At 33.1% G+C, this 18,605-nt stretch carries 17 protein-coding genes; 12 read left to right on the top strand and 5 right to left on the bottom strand.

All coding sequences use genetic code 11. The annotated features are described in order from the left end of the window. Nucleotides 1–531 precede the first annotated feature (531 nt). The gene (locus DM800_RS28910; protein WP_147788217.1) at nt 532–1,185 is read right to left on the bottom strand and encodes a CPBP family intramembrane glutamic endopeptidase; all 654 of its coding nucleotides are present in this window, start codon (nt 1,183–1,185) and stop codon (nt 532–534) included. A 674-nt stretch (nt 1,186–1,859) separates the two neighbouring features. On the opposite strand from DM800_RS28910, the gene DM800_RS28905 reads away from it, so the two are divergent. The 8 genes from DM800_RS28905 (at nt 1,860) to DM800_RS28870 (ending at nt 8,852) form a co-directional block, all read left to right on the top strand. Next, nucleotides 1,860–2,450 (top strand): TetR/AcrR family transcriptional regulator, encoded by a 591-nt coding sequence (locus DM800_RS28905; RefSeq protein WP_098856664.1) that lies wholly within the window; start codon nt 1,860–1,862, stop codon nt 2,448–2,450. 387 nt (nt 2,451–2,837) lie between these two features. Continuing rightward, on the top strand, nt 2,838–3,785 hold the full coding sequence (locus DM800_RS28900; RefSeq protein WP_000356574.1) for a sugar-binding transcriptional regulator: 948 nt from the start codon (nt 2,838–2,840) through the stop codon (nt 3,783–3,785). A gap of 307 nt (nt 3,786–4,092) precedes the next feature. Further along, on the top strand, nt 4,093–4,764 hold the full coding sequence (deoC, locus tag DM800_RS28895; protein ID WP_087982990.1) for a deoxyribose-phosphate aldolase: 672 nt from the start codon (nt 4,093–4,095) through the stop codon (nt 4,762–4,764). A 102-nt stretch (nt 4,765–4,866) separates the two neighbouring features. Beyond that, complete coding sequence (locus DM800_RS28890; RefSeq protein ID WP_000876170.1) at nt 4,867–6,048, top strand: NupC/NupG family nucleoside CNT transporter; 1,182 nt, start codon at nt 4,867–4,869, stop codon at nt 6,046–6,048. Nucleotides 6,049–6,084: 36 nt separating this feature from the next. Beyond that, entirely contained in the window at nt 6,085–7,386 is a 1,302-nt protein-coding gene (locus DM800_RS28885; protein WP_001983022.1) for a pyrimidine-nucleoside phosphorylase, read from the top strand. 33 nt (nt 7,387–7,419) lie between these two features. Next, complete coding sequence (locus DM800_RS28880) at nt 7,420–7,815, top strand: cytidine deaminase (protein WP_087982988.1); 396 nt, start codon at nt 7,420–7,422, stop codon at nt 7,813–7,815. A 146-nt stretch (nt 7,816–7,961) separates the two neighbouring features. Then, a complete protein-coding gene (locus DM800_RS28875) occupies nt 7,962–8,357 on the top strand; it encodes a DUF2871 domain-containing protein (protein WP_087982986.1) in 396 nt (131 codons plus the stop codon). 15 nt (nt 8,358–8,372) lie between these two features. Further along, the gene (locus tag DM800_RS28870; protein WP_087982984.1) at nt 8,373–8,852 is read left to right on the top strand and encodes a CcdC family protein; all 480 of its coding nucleotides are present in this window, start codon (nt 8,373–8,375) and stop codon (nt 8,850–8,852) included. Nucleotides 8,853–8,902: 50 nt separating this feature from the next. On the opposite strand, the gene DM800_RS28865 is transcribed toward DM800_RS28870, so the two are convergent. Further along, nucleotides 8,903–9,133 carry a DUF896 domain-containing protein gene (locus tag DM800_RS28865; RefSeq protein ID WP_000789775.1) on the bottom strand — a complete coding sequence of 77 codons (231 nt, stop codon included), beginning with the start codon at nt 9,131–9,133 and terminating at the stop codon, nt 8,903–8,905. 245 nt (nt 9,134–9,378) lie between these two features. Between DM800_RS28865 and DM800_RS28860 the strand changes: the two genes are divergently transcribed. Beyond that, on the top strand, nt 9,379–10,302 hold the full coding sequence (locus tag DM800_RS28860; RefSeq protein ID WP_087982982.1) for a hypothetical protein: 924 nt from the start codon (nt 9,379–9,381) through the stop codon (nt 10,300–10,302). A 46-nt stretch (nt 10,303–10,348) separates the two neighbouring features. On the opposite strand, the gene DM800_RS28855 is transcribed toward DM800_RS28860, so the two are convergent. Both DM800_RS28855 and DM800_RS28850 read right to left on the bottom strand, forming a co-directional pair. After that, entirely contained in the window at nt 10,349–11,068 is a 720-nt protein-coding gene (locus DM800_RS28855) for an urease accessory protein UreH domain-containing protein (protein ID WP_255447124.1), read from the bottom strand. Between the two features lie 15 nt (nt 11,069–11,083). Next, complete coding sequence (locus DM800_RS28850) at nt 11,084–12,067, bottom strand: F510_1955 family glycosylhydrolase (protein WP_087982980.1); 984 nt, start codon at nt 12,065–12,067, stop codon at nt 11,084–11,086. A 226-nt stretch (nt 12,068–12,293) separates the two neighbouring features. Between DM800_RS28850 and DM800_RS28845 the strand changes: the two genes are divergently transcribed. Then, nucleotides 12,294–13,577: an aminopeptidase P family protein gene (locus tag DM800_RS28845; RefSeq protein ID WP_147788216.1), complete on the top strand. Its 1,284-nt coding sequence runs from the start codon at nt 12,294–12,296 to the stop codon at nt 13,575–13,577. Nucleotides 13,578–13,694: 117 nt separating this feature from the next. Continuing rightward, nucleotides 13,695–15,350, top strand: a complete 1,656-nt coding sequence (locus tag DM800_RS28840) for a multicopper oxidase family protein (RefSeq protein WP_087982976.1) — start codon at nt 13,695–13,697, stop codon at nt 15,348–15,350. Between the two features lie 51 nt (nt 15,351–15,401). On the opposite strand, the gene DM800_RS28835 is transcribed toward DM800_RS28840, so the two are convergent. Then, entirely contained in the window at nt 15,402–15,947 is a 546-nt protein-coding gene (locus tag DM800_RS28835) for a hypothetical protein (RefSeq protein WP_147788215.1), read from the bottom strand. 332 nt (nt 15,948–16,279) lie between these two features. Between DM800_RS28835 and topB the strand changes: the two genes are divergently transcribed. After that, nucleotides 16,280–18,424 carry a DNA topoisomerase III gene (topB, locus tag DM800_RS28825; RefSeq protein WP_147788214.1) on the top strand — a complete coding sequence of 715 codons (2,145 nt, stop codon included), beginning with the start codon at nt 16,280–16,282 and terminating at the stop codon, nt 18,422–18,424. Nucleotides 18,425–18,605: the final 181 nt, after the last annotated feature.

Genomic DNA, 18,605 nt, shown 5'->3' with positions numbered 1-18,605 from the left:
TTTATTTCTCTTTTCATTTATTCTAAAGCTACTATTTTATAATTGATTTCACACCTTCATACTAATTTTATATACATATCTAACTTGAGCCTCAAAAATGAGTTCCTTAATCACTTGATATAGTTTGCTGTATAAGAAAAAATCAAGGTAGTTTAGATACTTTAAGCAAAATTGATACTTCATCTTTTCTCTTAACTAAGCAATTTAATTTTTATGTATTATAACTTAAGGGCTGAGGAACAAATTTTTCTTCAACTACTAACTCGCTAATAAAATTCTGGATATTTTCCAAAAATGTTTACTGTAATGGGATATAAGGAGAACATATATTAGTCATGGTATTTCCTTTTTTAGTTTAATTGTGATGCAGTGGGCCCCCCTATATAAAAGAAACCGCAGTTTACATCCAAACTGCGGTATTTCGACGTACAAGGAATTTCATAAATCATTAGTCACTGTCTAAATTGTACTCCTCATTTATCAATATCTGTTTCTATTTTTTTACTTTGCAAAAGAACTAAGTCTAATTTCTTATAGAATGAAACCAAGGCAATTGTTTAATATATGTATCGCTATTACATATGCAATGGATCTTTTAGAAATAAGATAAGCCACAGTAAGTATCGCCGAGCCAGGTAAATAAATAGCAATATCCGAAAGCTGGTTTGTATGAAGAAGTGTAAAAATAATGATCGAAATGATAGATGCAATAGCAGTACCAATATGATAAGAAAAACGATTTATTAATATGTGACGAAACACAATTTCTTCAAGTATTGGTCCCAGAATACCAATTATAAGCAATGTAAATATAATAGGTACCTCTGCACCCGTTTCAAGAAGCTGTTCTTGGTTCTCTGGCTGACCAGTTGCTAGAAAACGCATAATAGACTGTTCCACAATTACCATAAATAAAACCACCATAGGAATACTTACTATTTTCAAAATTGTCTTCTCTTTAAAATAAGTAAAACTTTGAATGATTTCTTTCCTAAAGAAAATTATTCCTATAATAGCAGGTACAGTAAAACCGAGGGCACTAAGAACAAATTCTGATTCAACTAAATTGACATTAGCTAAAAGTGATATGCCAAATAATATGTACAAGCCAATTTGAAATGGTACAAACAGTGTAAAGATTATTAGCATAGTAAGTTCTTTTTTATTCATTTTTATAAAGTTCATTTTATTATCCTCCTAATTAAATTACCTACAATCTTTGAATTTTCTTTCTGCATTAAGTTCTCCTTCTAAATATATTTATATAAGATTCCAAACCGGACGGTTCGGTCCGAAAACTAATGATACTATAAGTTTCTAGTTTTGTTAATCCTTTTTACAAAGTATTAACAAAATCAAAATGACAAAAATACAAAATACTTATATGTGAGTTTCTTATTTACAATTAAATTTCAGTACTCATTAATTATTAACGATTTCCTTTTTAAAGAATGAAGTGATAAGGCTTTTAACCGCAAGGAATGCGGTAGATATCCTAATATATGAAGTGAAAGTGGGGGTAGTTCAAACACTTTAGCTAAACATATTAATAGAGATTATATATAATAATCATATGTCTATACACTAAAATATATATTTTTACATCTTCTACGATTTTAGGTAAAATTAGTTGAATAAAATGACTGAATTAAACAATTGGTCATGTTGTTTTTGGCAGAAAATTCACTCTGATTATATGGATAATACAATTTGATTAACCTCTTTTCAAACTGTATTGTTTGAGGTTTCCATAAGATATTTCTGTTCCAAATTTATTTATACTTACAAAAAAATTAAGAAAATAGAGGTAAACATTACCTAGAATATTAAGATCGTTTTTATTAGGAGGATTACAAAGCATGACTAAAGTTGATAAGGTAAAAGAAAAAATTATTGAAACATCTTTATATTTATTTAATACAAATGGGATAACTCGCACATCCATCCAGGATATAATGACAGCTACTGAACTACCTAAAGGATCTATTTATCGTAGATTCAAAAATAAAGAAGAAATTGTCCTTGCTGCCTACGACAAAAGTGGTGAGATTATGTGGAGTCATTTTCATAAAGCAATGGAAAATAAAAAGACAGCAATCGATAAAATCCTTGCAATATTCCTTGTATATCAAGATGCAGCTAATAATCCTCCTATTGCTGGAGGTTGTCCATTACTTAATAGCGCAATTGAAAGTACTGGAGTATTTCCAGAATTACAAAAAGCAGCAGCAGAAGGTTATGACGATACAGTAATGTTAATGGCTTCTCTCATAAAAGAAGGAATAGAGAAACAAGAACTTAAAGAAGATATAGACATTATATCACTCGCTTCTTTTCTTGCATCTTCAATGGAGGGAGCTATTATGGCAAGTCGAGTATCTAACGATAATATACACCATCATTATTTTATTGAACAAATAAAACATCATCTTTTCACTTATTCTAAATAAGTGAAAACTTGCATTGTTTTTATCCGATTTTTATAGACTTAAATTGAATAAATCCCCCTCATAAACAGTATCTTCTGTTTATGAGGGGGATTTGAATAGTTTTTAGTAAAGGTAACTTTTTAGACGATGTTTCATGTTTCTTATTGAATAGCTTTGTTATCGTTACTACAGAAAAAGCAAAAAAGAATGAATTACATATAAATCGATTTATATGTTTCAAGTGTATCTATGTTGAGGTTGTAAATATATACAATAAAGTTTCATTTTAAATACTAAGTGTAGTAGAAGTTCAGTTAGATAAAATTCGGTAGTCGAAATTTCTTGCATAAAGCTGTATAATGCTTGTAACGAAAAGGAAATACAGGAAAGGATATGTAATGAGTTACTATGGATAAAGATAAACAACAATTAAGCGTTGAAGTTGCAAGATTATATTATCAGTCAGATTATAGTCAGCAGGAAATTGCTAATAAATTAAATATTTCAAGGCCGACTATTTCTAGATTATTAAAGTACGCGAAAGAAAAAGGATTTGTTCAAATTAGCATAGCCGATCCATTTGCTGATTTAGATAACGTTGGAAATTTACTGAAAGAAAAGTACAACTTGTTAGAGGCACATGTCGTATTTTCTCCAGTGCCAGAATATGCAACGATTACAGAGTATATTAGTAAATATGCAGCTGAGTATATGGAAAAGACGGTTAAAACTGGTGATATCGTTGGTGTAAGCTGGGGAATGACGATGTATGAAATCGCTAGAAAAATTGTACCACAACATGTAAAAGGTGTAGAAGTTGTTCAGTTAAAAGGTGGTATTAGTCATTCGAGTGTAAATACATATGCGAATGAAACGATTGCTTTATTTGCAGATGCTTTTCAAACGACACCAAGAAATCTACCCCTTCCAGTTATATTTGATAATGCAGTGACAAAAGAATTAGTAGAGCAGGATCGACATATTCATCACATTATCGAAATGGGGAAACAAGCGAATGTTGCAATTTTCACTGTAGGAACAGTGAGAGACGAAGCATTATTATTCCGATTAGGTTATTTCGATAAGGATGAAACGAATTTGCTCAAAAAACAATCGGTCGGTGACATTTGTTCACGTTTCTTTGATGGAGACGGAAAGATTAGTAGCGAAGAGATTAATCAGCGTACAATTGGAATTGAGTTAGAAGAACTGAAATTAAAGAAACGTTCTATTTTAGTTGCTGGTGGTAATAGAAAAATAAAAGCAATTGATGGTGCGTTACGTGGCGGGTATGCAAATGTATTAATTATCGATCAGCATACAGCAAAAGAATTGTTACATTATCAAAAAGGTTAGAAATAAAAGGCTTTCTCAAGATGTTAATTTTGAGAAAGCCTTTTATTTTGTTATGTATGAATTATGGGAGTGTTTTTTGAATACAAATTGCCTTTTTAAAAATAATTATGGATATTGAGATACATACTACCATTGTTAATATAAAAGTTTTGATTTTAAATATGAATTGTTTCTTAGTTAGAATGCGCTTTATTTACTATTGAAAAATTCCTTTCCGAAAAGAATGAACAAAATTTCAAAAGTGTATTTACATTTGTTCAACTAAGAGTTAGAATGAAGTTGTTAAAAGATATGAGGAGTGAAGATAATGAACATTGCAAAGTTAATTGACCATACAATTTTAAAAGCTAATACTACTAAAGAAGATGTTATGAAAGTAATCGAAGAAGCAAAGGAATATAAATTCGCTTCTGTTTGTATTAATCCTACATGGGTGAAGCTAGCTGCTGAAGAATTAGCTGGACATGATGTAGATGTTTGTACTGTAATCGGTTTCCCATTAGGAGCAAGCACTACTGAAACAAAAGCTTTCGAAACAAAAGATGCTATCGCAAAAGGTGCAACTGAAGTTGACATGGTAATCAACGTAGGCGCTTTAAAAGATGGCGATAACGAGTTCGTTGAAAAAGATATTTATGAAGTAGTACAAGCAGCAAAAGGAAAAGCTCTTGTAAAAGTAATCATTGAAACTTGCCTATTAACAGATGAAGAGAAAGTACGCGCTTGTGAATTATCAGTAAAAGCTGGTGCTGACTTCGTAAAAACTTCAACTGGATTCTCAACTGGCGGAGCAACTGCTGAAGATATCGCATTAATGCGCAAAACAGTAGGACCAAACGTTGGTGTAAAAGCATCTGGTGGCGTTCGTACACGTGAAGATGCAGACAAAATGGTAGCTGCTGGAGCTTCTCGCGTTGGAGCAAGTGCTAGTGTTGCAATCGTATTAAATAATGCAAAAGGTGCTACAGATAACTACTAATTATTAATGAAGTCAAAAGCAATAGATACACAAAGTAAAGTGTATCTATTGCTTTAATAATTGAAAAAAATGTAAGCGGATACGAATGGGAGGAGACGGCTTATGAAATATTTAATCGGTATTTTTGGCCTCGTATTGATTTTAGGTATCGCTTGGCTTGCTAGTAATGATAGAAAGAAAGTCAAATATCGCCCAATCATAACGATGGTTATATTACAATTCATTTTGGGGTTTTTATTATTAAATACAAGTGTAGGGAATATATTAATTAGCGGAATAGCAGATGGTTTTGGAGAGCTATTAAAATATGCCGCTGACGGTGTGAATTTCGTATTTGGTGGATTAGTAAATCAAAAAGAGTTTTCGTTCTTTTTAAGTGTATTAATGCCAATCGTATTTATTTCAGCTTTAATAGGTATTTTGCAACACATTAAAGTATTACCTATTATTGTGAAATCTATCGGTCTAGCATTAAGTAAAGTAAATGGAATGGGGAAACTAGAATCATATAACGCTGTTGCTTCTGCGATTTTAGGACAATCTGAAGTGTTTATTTCAGTTAAGAAACAACTAGGATTATTGCCAGAGAAAAGAATGTATACATTATGTGCATCTGCAATGTCTACCGTTTCAATGTCTATCGTTGGATCATATATGGTGTTATTAAAACCACAATATGTTGTAACCGCTTTAGTGCTTAACTTATTCGGTGGTTTTATTATCGCTTCTATCATTAACCCTTATGAAGTTACTGAAGAAGAAGATATGTTAGAAGTACAAGAAGAAGAGAAAAAGACTTTCTTTGAAGTATTAGGGGAATACATTATAGATGGATTTAAAGTTGCAATTACAGTAGCAGCTATGTTAGTCGGTTTCGTTGCTTTAATCGCATTCATTAATGCAGTATTTAAAGGTGTAATCGGTATTTCATTCCAAGAAATTCTTGGTTATGTATTTGCACCATTTGCATTTATTATGGGTGTACCTTGGCATGAAGCAGTTAATGCCGGAAATATTATGGCAACAAAATTAGTATCAAATGAATTTGTCGCTATGACAGATTTAGCACAAGGAAACTTTAATTTCTCAGATAGAACGACAGCGATTATATCTGTATTCTTAGTTTCATTTGCAAACTTCTCTTCAATTGGAATTATTGCAGGGGCAGTTAAGAGCTTAAATGAAAAGCAAGGGAATGTAGTCGCAAGATTTGGTTTGAAATTACTTTTCGGTGCAACATTAGTAAGTTTCTTATCAGCAACAATCGTAGGCTTATTATTTTAACAGATTCATATCATATAAAAAGGAATGGTGATTGTAATGAGAATGGTAGATATTATTGCGAAAAAACGTGACGGCAAAGAATTAACGACTGAAGAAATCAAATTCTTTATTAATGGATATACAGACGGAAGTATTCCTGATTATCAAGTGAGTGCACTTGCAATGGCAATCTTCTTTAAAGATATGACAGATCGCGAACGTGCAGATTTAACGATGGCGATGGTTGAGTCTGGAGAAACGATCGATTTATCAGCAATTGAAGGAATTAAAGTAGACAAACATTCAACTGGCGGTGTTGGTGATACGACAACATTAGTATTAGGACCATTAGTAGCTGCTTTAGATGTACCAGTAGCAAAAATGTCTGGTCGTGGTTTAGGACATACAGGCGGAACAATTGATAAATTAGAAGCGGTAGAAGGATTCCACGTTGAAATTACGAAAGAGCAGTTCATTGATATTGTAAACCGTGACAAAGTAGCTGTTATTGGACAAACTGGAAACTTAACACCTGCAGATAAAAAGATTTATGCATTACGTGATGTAACAGGAACAGTAAACTCAATTCCTTTAATCGCGAGTTCAATTATGAGTAAAAAAATTGCAGCTGGTGCTGACGCAATCGTACTTGATGTAAAAACAGGTGCTGGCGCATTTATGAAAACAGAAGAAGATGCAAAAGAATTAGCACATGCAATGGTGCGTATCGGAAATAATGTAGGACGTCAAACGATGGCTGTTATTTCAGATATGTCACAACCGCTTGGATTTGCAATTGGTAACGCTCTAGAAGTGAAAGAAGCGATTGATACGTTAAAAGGTGAAGGTCCAGAAGATTTAACGGAATTAGTACTTGTATTAGGAAGTCAAATGGTCGTACTTGCGAAAAAAGCAAATACGTTAGAAGAAGCTCGTGAAATGCTAATTGAAGTTATGAAAAACGGAAAAGCAACTGAGAAGTTTAAAGAGTTCTTAAGCAATCAAGGCGGAGATAGTTCAATTGTAGACAATCCAGAAAAAATGCCACAGGCGAAGTATGTAATTGATGTACCTGCAAAAACTTCAGGTGTTATTTCTAACATTGTTGCAGATGAAATTGGTATCGCAGCTATGCTACTTGGTGCTGGCCGTGCGACAAAAGAAGATGAAATCGATTTAGCAGTAGGATTAATGTTACGTAAAAAAGTTGGCGATGCAGTAAAAGAAGGCGAGCCATTCGTAACGATCTATGCAAATCGTGAAAATGTAGAAGATGTAAAAGCAAAAATTTATGAAAATATTTCTATTGCTGAAACAGCAGTGGCTCCTAAATTAGTTCATACAGTTATTACTGACTAATCATAATTACACATACTTTAAGGGGGAAATAATATGGATAAGAAAAAATATATCGAAGAAGCAAATAAAATGTTAGCAAAAGCATATATTCCGTATTCGAAATTTCCTGTTGGCGCAGCATTAGTTACGAAAGAAGGTAAAATCTATACTGGTTGTAATATAGAAAATGCTTCTTACGGTTTATGTAACTGTGCAGAAAGAACAGCGATCTTTAAAGCAGTATCAGAAGGGGAGCGCGACTTTAGTTACTTAGTTATTACAGGCGAAACGGACGGACCGATATCACCATGTGGTGCTTGTAGACAAGTAATTGCTGAATTCTGTGAACCGAAAATGACAGTTTTACTAACGAATGTAAAAGGTGATGAAAAAGAAGTGACTGTTGAGCAATTACTTCCAGGTGCTTTCTCGATAGAAGATTTAAAATAAGTTGAAAAGTCATTCCGCAAATATTAATTGTGGAATGGCTTTTTTATTTTCAAAAGTTGAATGTAATATTTTGTTCATATTCCGTTCATAAACTTTCTGTAAAATGATTGCAGCGAATATGGAAAGTTTACAGCAGGAGGAATAGAATGAAGAAATTATATAATACAGCATTTATTTACTTAATTATCGGTTTATTATCAGGAGTTTTTGCAAGAGAGTATACGAAAGCACAAGGAATTAAAGGATCCACAATGTTACAATTGGTGCATACACATGTATTAGTACTTGGTTTCGTCTTCTTTTTAATCGCTTTGGGTCTATTTAAAGTATTTCATGTACAAGAAACAAAGAGTTTTCGTGCATGGTTTGTTGTCTATAATGTAGGATTAATTTTTACTATCGCCACAATGCTATGGAGAGGACTTCTACAAGTAAATGGAACTGACTTTAACGGTTTAAGCCATATGGCTGGATTAGGTCACGTTATTATAAGTATCGGGCTCGTTTGGTTTATGATTTTACTCAAAAAGTCTTTTAAATAGATAGGAGTGGATAGTATGATAGCACTTTTATCAAGTATTGTAGCGGTTTGTATGGCTGTTGGTGTCATGTTTCTTCGCTTTAAAGCAGCGAAAAAACCGGTAACGAAAAAGAAAATTATATTACCGCCAATTTTTATGAGTACTGGTGCAATGATGTACTTCTTACCAGAGTTTCGATTAACATCGTTAGAAATAGTAGAGGCAATTAGCCTAGGACTTATTTTCTCTATACTTCTTATTAAAACAACTAAGTTTGAAATAAGAAATGAACATATATATATGAAACCGTCAAAAGCATTCATATTTATTTTAGTCGGGTTATTGGCTGTACGAGTAGCGTTAAAATCATATTTAAGTCGATCGATTGATTTAGCAGAGTTAAGCGGAATGTTTTTCTTACTCGCATTTGCGATGATTGTATCGTGGAGAATTGTGATGTATCGCTCGTTTACTAAATTAGAAAAGACAATAAAAAGAGCTGGAATTTCTAAATAGGAATTCCGGCTCTTTTTATGTTTTATACGATTGTTTATTTAGCTTCGATTTCATTTGCTTAATTTTAAACGTATTTGAGCATCTTGTAATGCGGCTGGTGTAACGTTAAGACCATGTTGATCAACAATTTTTGTGTTTAATAAAATAGAATCTAAGCTGCCACGAAATGTTTTTGTATAGTTTTGACGTAGCATTTGTTGTTCTTGTTTTTCATCAACTGTTAATCCAGATGCTTTTTCTTTTTTTGATAATTCGTTAATACGGAATAAAATGTTTTTCATTTGTTTCACCTCTAGTTAGAATTAATTATATTAGTTACTTACTAATATATAGTTATTGTAACGTATCTTTTAATAAGTGTCAATGCCTGTAAATATTCCTTGTTTTGTATGTGTATGGAATGATAGAGAATGTAAATAAATACTAATACTTGAAATAGAAAAGATATTAATATACAATACCTTGGTAGGGTATATAAAAGTTGTTTTAAATTATGAGAGTAATAAGCAAAAAGGAGTATGTAATAATGAATGCAGTGATTTCAAAGAAAGAAACAATCATCTCATATACGATTGCTATTTTATTTATTTTAGCTATGGTAACAGCAGGTGTGTTATTAAATGATCCAGAAGTCATTTTGCCGGAAATAGCGGCAATGGCAATCGCTTTATGGGCATACCGTGAGCCGGGATGGCTAAGACAACCAGAAAAAATCTTTATTGCACCGTCAATAACAGCTGTAATTGGTTTTATGGTGAATCAAATGGATATAGCCTATTTAGGGAAAGTAAGCTTAACGCTTGTATTGATGATGCTGTTTTTACGTGTTATTCAGTCCAATTTAGCACCATCTATTGCGACAGGTTTATTACCATTAGTAACAAATGCGACAGAATGGTCATTTGTTATCTCAGTCTTCGTTTTGACATTTATTTTAATGATTGGTGTTCTTATTTTTAAATTGAATAATGGTTTGGAGAGAAAAGTTAAAATCCAATATAAATATATGGTTATATTTTTATTTTTAAATTTTGTATGGATCAGTTTATGTTGGATAACTGGTTATGAACAATTAGCGGTTATTCCGCCAATTCTAGTCGTTGTGTATGAATCACTTCAAAAACCAATGTACAATGAGAAAATGGCGTTTAAGCAGATCGTGGTATTAACTATATCGGCAACTGTTGGAACGTTATTGTACTTTACGATTGATTCATGGATTGTAGTCACTTTATTCAATATGATATTAATGCTTATTTTATTAAAAATTGTTGGAGTACGTATTCCAGCAGCGTATGCATTTCCATTATTACCGCTCGTATTTCCTGATGAAATGATAAAAATGTTACCAGTAGGTTCATTCATTGCAGGGGTATTTTTATTTGGTGCAGTACTATTGTATAAGAAGTGGGAGATGAAGCAAAAGGGCATGCAGAAGAGTGAAATATAATTTGTAAAAAAGGTAAGTTCAAATCACTTGAACTTACCTTTTTTATTTATACCCAATATAAGGATATATCATAAATTCCAACTAAAATGAGTAGTATCCCTGCTATAAGCTGAATGTATTTTCCTATTTTTCGGCTCTTTTTAAGTAGTGCTCCATTTAATCCAAGATAGGAGATGATGAACATTAATATAACGATAGGGAGAGCAGTTCCTATCGAAAAGAATGTCGGAAACAAGTAACCATAATTATATGAGAAAGATAAAGGGATTAACGTTCCGAAAAATAGAACGAACATAGTCGGACAGAAAGCTAAGGAAAAGAAGAATCCAAGTAAAAATGAGCCAACCTCATTTTGTTTTCGTATAAATTTGATCGAGAAGAAACTTCTTCCTTTTATAATACCTGCCAACATTAGTCCCATTAAAATTAATAAAGGTCCAATTATTTTTCGTAACCATGGGAAATACAAAGTTAATATTTGCTGAATCTCTTTTCCTAAAAACCATACTAATAGTCCAAGTGTCGTAAAAGCTATTATTTTTCCTAAAATGAATAACAATATATGTTTCCATGCATGTCCCTTTTGTAAAGATTGATTCCCATAAAGTGTAATAACGCTAATGTTTCCTGTTAATTGGCAAGGAGCAAGGGTACCTACAATGCCTAATAAAAATGCAAATAAAAGAGGAATTGATTTCGTAGCATTCGCGACATCCATTAAAGGAGACATGAGTTGATAACTCCACTCGCTAATTGTTGAAAACACGTTATATTCACCTTTCTAATTAAATTGAAATGCTCCTTCTTTCGTAATCTGCTTCCAAGTTTTCCCCTCATCTGTAGAAAGGAACACATTTGCTTTCATTGTAGCAAATACTATTTCAGATGAATTTTGAGGATTTTGTGATATGTACATAATTGCATCTTTAGAATCTAAAGATGGAGTTTGTATGTTTGTTTCTTCATTTGTAGCAATTGATTTCTTCGTTATCATTTGCTTATTGATAGGGGCGTAAAAAACATCTTCATTACTTAATGTAACTGCTGTCGATTCAAGTGATGTAGAGAATAGTTCAAATGTATTTCCGTAATCTGTAGATAAGTAAACACCATCTTTAGCACTTACCGCGACTACACTAGATTGATCAGGATGTACGGAAAAGGAATGAATTGTACTTGAAAGACCTTTTAACTTACTATTTTTCCAATCTTGTCCGTTGTTCGTACTGAAATAAAAACCTTGTTGTAATTTAGAATTTGGACGCTCATTGTATAAATAAATTGCTTCCGTATTATATCCAACAGCAAGGTTGTGAAAATCAGATTCTCCATAAAACGCTAGCTTCTCGAGGGTATTACCGCCATCAGAACTTTTCATTAATCCTAAAGGATTTTTTAAATTTGCACCTGGTTCAGGATGGCCGCTGGCAAAGAATCCGTTCTTCGTTGCCTGAAACCCCATATAATCATGTAGCTCAGTCTTAGTTTCAAACCATTTTCCATTATGATAAACTTTTATACCACTGTGAGTGGCAATAGAAACTCCGGGCATATTTCCTGCATAGCCAATTCCATGAATGTGCTCGATTTTTCCAGATGTAGTTTCCTTATAGAAGTTTTGCGGACTCGTATTTACTGTTTCTGTATGTTTTCGTTGAGATTGCACCGTGTCTTTCTTCACTGGTGCTGTTTCGGCGTTGCTAGAACATCCTGTAATGATGAATAAAGAAGTAATTGCTATCCCTGTTGCTACATAATATTTCAAAGTTGTAGCTCCTTTCCTATATATGAGATTTTAAGTATATGGAATAAATGTCAAGAAATTGTGGAGTGGTATGCATAATTTAGATTGGAATGGAATGGGCTCTAGTAATGAAAATTTTCCTTTTTATATGAGTACTATCAATTGACGAAAAATTATAACAATAATAAAATGAATTGTATTGGGTAATTAGATTTACAAGTATACATAGAACGCTAGGAGGATTATTATGAAATCAATATTTTTTGCTCAAAATAGAGAACGATTAGTAAACACATTACCAGATGAATCTATTACTATTTTATTTGCTGGACAAGCACCTCATATGTCAGCGGATGCACATTATAAATTTGTGCCGAATCGAAATTTTTACTATGTAACAGGAATCGAGGAACCAAATGTTATTTTCATGTTGAAGAAGTTTGGAAATAGTGTTGAAGAAACACTGTTCATTGAAAAATCGGATCCAGTCATGGAAAAATGGGTCGGTAAAACAGTTTCTAACAAAGAAGCAGAGAAAATTTCAGGTATAAAGAAAGTTGTATATTTAGATAGCTTTGAAAGGACAATGTCAAATATCCTTTTTACAGAAAATGTGAAGCATCTATATTTAGATTTAGAGCGTCGTGAGTGGAATGGTACGGAGACAAAAACGCTTGCTTTTGCTAAACATGTAAGAGAACAGTATCCACACGTTTTAGTTGGTAATGTATATCCGAATATTTGTGAATTACGAGTGTTTAAAACAGAAGAAGAAATTGAAATCATAAAAGAAGCAATTGCTGTAACGAAAGAGGGTATTTACAACGTACTTAAGCATGCAAAAGCAGACATGATGGAGTATGAATTAGAAGCTCAGTTTGATTTCACATTGAAGTCATCTGGTATTAAGCATCATGCATTCAATACAATTTTGGCAAGTGGGAAAAATGCTACAGTTCTTCATTATGAAGACAATGATGCACAAATTCAAAATGGTGAATTAGTACTGCTAGATTTAGGCGCTCAAAAAGACTACTATAACGCTGATATTAGTTATACATTCCCGGCAAATGGAACATTCTCTAGTCGCCAAAAACAAATGTATAATATTGTATTAAAAGCATTGAAAGAAACAACGAAACTCATTAAGCCAGGAGTAAAGTTTGCTGCATTAAATGAGTATACAAAAAAGGTACTAGCAGAAGAGTGTAAAGAAATTGGTTTAATTCAAGAAGACGAAGAGTTATCAAAATACTATTATCATGGTGTTAGCCATTTCCTTGGTTTAGATACGCATGATGTAGGAACATATAAAGATAGAGTGTTAGAAGAAGGCATGGTTATAACAATTGAACCTGGTCTTTATATTGAAGAAGAAGCAATTGGAATTCGTATTGAAGATGACATTCTTGTAACGAAAGACGGACATGAAAACTTGTCAAAAGATATTATTAGAGAAGTTGAAGAGATTGAAGCGTTTATGAGAGAAAACAATGTAAATATAAAAAAAGATGAAGTTGTTACGAAATAATCATTAGAAGAGGCGCTCAATTTTGGGCGTCTTTTTATTTAGCTCATTGCATATCTCCATATTTTCTTGAAAATCATTTTTTATAATGATTTTGAAAAAGAAAAAGGAGGGGTTTCCATGAAGAGATTTGTGTTAACAGCAGTTACAGTCTCTGTCATATCTTTAATTGCTGCATGTTCTGCGACCACAAATACAACAAACGATCATAAAAATATGAACGATAAAAAAACACCACAGACTGAAACGGCTACAAAACCATTGAAAGTTGAAATAGGACCAGAAGTTACTTTAATAGCGAAAGAAGAAAAGCAAAAATTAAGTAACGGTGTTATTGTTCCAGTCTGGACATTTAATGGCTCATCTCCTGGTCCAGAAATTCGGGTGAAAAAAGGCGAAAAGGTGAAAGTGACATTAAAAAATGAACTATCTGCACCAGTATCTATTCATTGGCATGGGTATCCTGTCCCAAATAATATGGATGGAATTCCAGGTGTGACGCAAGATGCGGTTGAATCTGGAAAAAGTTTCACCTATGAGTTTGAAGCGAACGTACCAGGAACGTATTGGTATCATTCACATCAAGATTCTGTAAATCAATTAGATAGAGGTTTGTATGGAGCGCTCATTGTAGAAGATACAAAGGAGAAATATGATAAAGACTACACATTAATGTTAGATGAATGGGTAACAGATCAAGAAGAGATTAATAAACAGTTAAAAGAAATGACAAAAGGAAAAACAGAAAAAGCAGATGGTAATAAATCTAGTAAGGATAATGAAAATACGAAAAAGAATAATGATAGGAACGACATGGATCATTCCGGTATGGACATGGGCAGTGATAAAAAAGACTCTAGTAATATGGCAGGAATGGACCATGGAAATATGAAGATGGAAGGTCATGATATGAGTATGTATGATTTATTCACAATCAATGGTAAAAGCGGGGATTTAGTAGAACCATTAAAAGTGAATAAGGGGGATAAAGTCCGTCTTCGACTCGTTAATGCTGGTTATCTATCACATGATATACACGTTCACGGTCATGATATAAAAGTAATTGCGACAGATGGCCAACCAATAAACGATCCAAAAGTTATAAAGGATCAAGTAATTTCAATCGCACCTGGTGAACGTTATGATATTGAATTTACTGCTAATAATCCTGGGAAATGGTATGTTGAAGACCATTCACCAAATAAAGGTGCAAAAGGAATGAAAGCTGTTATTGAATATGATGGCAGCAAAGAGATGAAAGATAAAGCAGATGAAAAAGAAAAATTATCGAAATTAGATATGACGAAATATGGTGCTAAAAAACTAGGTAGTTTCACGTTAAATCAGCAGTATACTGCCACATATAATATGGACTTGAATACGCAAATGAATGGAAATGAAATGGTATATACAATTAACGGAAAGGTATTTCCAGACATTGACCCGATTCCAGTAAAAAAGGGTGATTTAGTAAAAGTAAAATTGGTAAATCGTTCTAAAATGGACGATCATCCGATGCATTTACATGGTCATTTCTTCCAGGTGTTGAGTAAAGATGGAAAACCGATAGAAGGTTCTCCAATTGTGAAAGATACTTTGAACCTAAAACCAGGTGAAGAATATGAAGTAGCCTTTGTAGCAGATAATCCGGGTGATTGGATGTTCCACTGTCATGATTTACACCATGCTTCCGCCGGGATGGTAACAGAAGTGAAATATACAGATTATAAATCTGATTATGTTCCAAACCCAAACATTCCTAATAAGCCAGAATGAAATGAAGCAGTTATCCTATGGATAGCTGCTTATTCATTTTCGGTGTAAGAGTCAATGTATATGTTGATCATGCCCGGGTGAAGGTGGGGGAGTATGATCTGGGTATGTCACGAATACGGCAACGATAATTGCCACACTAATTGATAGTAATAACAAAAAACGCCGTTGAATAAAAGTAGAAAAGGTGTCTGATAAAAGTTGAATCATACATGACATAGTTATTGTTATCGTAAGTAAAAGACTAATAAACAGTATACTATGAGCTTGTTGAGCGTTTAACATTTCTGTAATCATTGCTCCTATCATACTTGCCATTAATCCAGAAAACATTCCTTCTAAAGCGGTAAATAGGTGAAACCGTAGACCGACTAAAAAACCGATAAAACCACTAATCAAAATCGCAAGCAAAGTAGAATATAGTAATTCACCTTTAAAAAAAATACCTAAATAAAAACCGATACTTAAACCCGTACTCATACTAAAAGACATAATAAATACCATATACTCCATTAGGGTACCCTTGCGTTTAGATATATATGATGTAATAAGAACCGAGATACAACAAAGTGTTAAGGCGATTAATGTGTAAGCGAACATTATGATACCTCCCTGTCCTATCGTTCATTTCATCATATGTTCGTATGGAGATTACTTATGCTTATTTATATCTGCATATTATCTGCACAATTTCATAAATGTAAGCAAGAAGGCTTCTGATTTTTTGGGACGTCTTTTTAATTATGAGCATGTGAATGTAAGAGTTAAATGAAGAGTTTCTATTGTGAAGCCATAAAGAATAAGCGTATAATATTATAGGTCTCCCATTTACGAGACAAACCGCGAATGATAAATAAGATTGTTGTTTTATCATCGTCTCTAAACAGATAGACAATGAAAGTAACACTGGAATATAGATAGGGAGTTATAAAATGAAATTAATTATTGCCGAGAAACCAGATCAAGGTTTGGCTCTTGTTTCACAGTTTAAATATCGCCGTAAAGATGGATATTTAGAAGTAGAAGCGAATGAGTTATTTCCAAATGGAGCGTACTGTACATGGGCAATTGGTCATTTGACGCAGTTATGTAATCCAGAACATTATCACGCTGAGTGGAAGAAATGGTCACTAAATACGTTACCGATGATTCCAGAGCGTTTTCAGTTTGAGGTAACAAAGTCAAAGTATAAGCAATTTAACGTTGTGAAACAGCTGTTACATAACCCTCAGGTAACAGAAATTATTCATGCGGGCGATGCTGGTCGTGAAGGGGAATTAATCGTACGAAACATTATAAATCTTTGTAACGTGCAAAAGCCGATGAAACGTCTTTGGATTTCATCTTTAACGAAACAAGCTATATATCAAGGATTTAAAAATTTATTAGATGAAGCAGATACAATCAATACGTACTATGAGGCGTATACAAGGTCATGTGCGGATTGGGTCGTTGGTATGAATGCGTCACGTGTCTTTAGTATATTGCTAAAGAAAAAAGGAATGAACGATGTATTTTCAGCTGGTCGTGTACAAACACCGACACTCGCATTAATTGTAAAGCGTGAAAAAGAAATAGAAAACTTTAAGTCTGAGCCGTTTTGGGAAGTGTTTGCAACCTTTAATATAGAAGGAAAGAAGTATGAGGGGAAATGGGAGAAGGATAGTGAATCCCGCTTAAAAGACCCTGATATGGCAAATAAAATTGCAGCATTTTGCCAAGGTAAACCGGCTGTAGTAAAAGAAATGAAAACGGAGCGTAAAGAGTTTCAGCCGCCGTTTTTATTTAATTTATCAGCACTGCAAGCGACAGCTAATAAAGCTTTTAAATTTTCACCGAAAAAGACGCTTGATATAACACAAGCACTATATCAAAAAGGAATAGTTTCTTATCCGCGTTCGGATTCTAACTATGTTACACAAGGAGAAGCAGCGACGTTCCCTGATATTTTACAGAAGTTAAGTCAGTTTGATGAATATAAAGGTTTATTGCCAGCACCAATTGAATCGATTATGAATAATAAGCGTTATGTGAATGAAAAAAAAGTTACAGATCATTATGCAATTATACCGACAGAGCAAGTTACAAATCCAAGCAAACTATCAGGTGATGAAAAGAAAATTTACGATATGATTGTAAGAAGACTGATTGCGGCGCATTATGAAGTAGCAATCTTTGACTACACAACGATTACAACTCTTGTAGACGAACGTGCTGAATTCATTTCAAAAGGAAAACAGCAAATTCAAGAAGGTTGGCGTAAAGTTATTTTCCAAGACGATAAAGATGACGAAACAATTCTTCCAATTGTCGCAGAAGGTGAACAAGGAAAAGTTATAAAGGTGAAAGTGAAAGAAGGAAAAACACAGCCGCCGAAGCGTTATACAGAAGGACAACTTATTACGTTAATGAAAACGGCCGGTAAGTATTTAGAAAATGAAGAGCTGGAGAAAGTATTAAAGAAAACAGAAGGTTTAGGTACTGAGGCAACGCGTGCAGGTATTATTACTATGCTGAAAGACCGTAAATATATAGATGTACAGAAGAACCAAGTGTATGCAACCGATAAAGGGAAAGTATTAATTACCGCAATCGGTGATAAAATACTAGCTTCACCAGAAATGACAGCGAAATGGGAGCAACGCCTTGCGGAAATTGGTGAAGGCACAGCATCACCAGCTACATTTATGGAACAAACGAAAAAGCTATCAGCTAAAATTATTGAAGATGCAGTGGAAATGTCAGAGAAATGGGATTTTACTGGATTACATGTTGAATCGATTGAGCGAAAAGGATCGAAATTTACAACAGGTAAAAAGGTTGGTAGCTGTAAAAAATGTGATGGCGATGTGATTGATAAGTCAACGTTTTACGGTTGTTCTAATTACAACACGACACAATGTGACTTTACAATCTCAAAGAAAATATTAAGCAAAACAATTTCGCAAAAGAATATGACAAAACTTTTAAAAGGTGAAAAGACCGATTTAATTAAAGGCTTTAAAAAAGGCGAGAAAACGTTTGATGCGATGTTAGAGTGGAAAGATAATAAGATTAATTTTGTGTTTGAGAATTAAGTTGTTCAACAAATAAAAAAATATGATAATTAAACTGTATCCTATAGAATAGACACTAAAAAAAGTCTATTCTATAGGATATTTTTTTGAATAAGTAGTACTATATATTTTTATTTAAAATAAAATATACAATAAAAAAATCTTTGTAATTGATAAATATTTATTGTAAAACAATAAATTG

The organism is Bacillus sp. AY18-3 (assembly GCF_008042305.1).
In the GTDB taxonomy this organism is placed as follows: domain Bacteria; phylum Bacillota; class Bacilli; order Bacillales; family Bacillaceae_G; genus Bacillus_A; species Bacillus_A wiedmannii.
This window is presented reverse-complemented; position numbering and strand designations above follow the sequence as displayed.

What these genes read in the sequence shown, in the direction of transcription:
- DM800_RS28910 (WP_147788217.1), bottom strand. Translation starts at nt 1,185, where the DNA reads ATGAACTTTATAAAAATGAATAAAAAAGAACTTACTATGCTAATAATC.
- DM800_RS28905 (WP_098856664.1), top strand. Translation starts at nt 1,860, where the DNA reads ATGACTAAAGTTGATAAGGTAAAAGAAAAAATTATTGAAACATCTTTA.
- DM800_RS28900 (WP_000356574.1), top strand. Translation starts at nt 2,838, where the DNA reads ATGGATAAAGATAAACAACAATTAAGCGTTGAAGTTGCAAGATTATAT.
- deoC (WP_087982990.1), top strand. Translation starts at nt 4,093, where the DNA reads ATGAACATTGCAAAGTTAATTGACCATACAATTTTAAAAGCTAATACT.
- DM800_RS28890 (WP_000876170.1), top strand. Translation starts at nt 4,867, where the DNA reads ATGAAATATTTAATCGGTATTTTTGGCCTCGTATTGATTTTAGGTATC.
- DM800_RS28885 (WP_001983022.1), top strand. Translation starts at nt 6,085, where the DNA reads ATGAGAATGGTAGATATTATTGCGAAAAAACGTGACGGCAAAGAATTA.
- DM800_RS28880 (WP_087982988.1), top strand. Translation starts at nt 7,420, where the DNA reads ATGGATAAGAAAAAATATATCGAAGAAGCAAATAAAATGTTAGCAAAA.
- DM800_RS28875 (WP_087982986.1), top strand. Translation starts at nt 7,962, where the DNA reads ATGAAGAAATTATATAATACAGCATTTATTTACTTAATTATCGGTTTA.
- DM800_RS28870 (WP_087982984.1), top strand. Translation starts at nt 8,373, where the DNA reads ATGATAGCACTTTTATCAAGTATTGTAGCGGTTTGTATGGCTGTTGGT.
- DM800_RS28865 (WP_000789775.1), bottom strand. Translation starts at nt 9,133, where the DNA reads ATGAAAAACATTTTATTCCGTATTAACGAATTATCAAAAAAAGAAAAA.
- DM800_RS28860 (WP_087982982.1), top strand. Translation starts at nt 9,379, where the DNA reads ATGAATGCAGTGATTTCAAAGAAAGAAACAATCATCTCATATACGATT.
- DM800_RS28845 (WP_147788216.1), top strand. Translation starts at nt 12,294, where the DNA reads ATGAAATCAATATTTTTTGCTCAAAATAGAGAACGATTAGTAAACACA.
- DM800_RS28840 (WP_087982976.1), top strand. Translation starts at nt 13,695, where the DNA reads ATGAAGAGATTTGTGTTAACAGCAGTTACAGTCTCTGTCATATCTTTA.
- DM800_RS28835 (WP_147788215.1), bottom strand. Translation starts at nt 15,947, where the DNA reads ATGTTCGCTTACACATTAATCGCCTTAACACTTTGTTGTATCTCGGTT.
- topB (WP_147788214.1), top strand. Translation starts at nt 16,280, where the DNA reads ATGAAATTAATTATTGCCGAGAAACCAGATCAAGGTTTGGCTCTTGTT.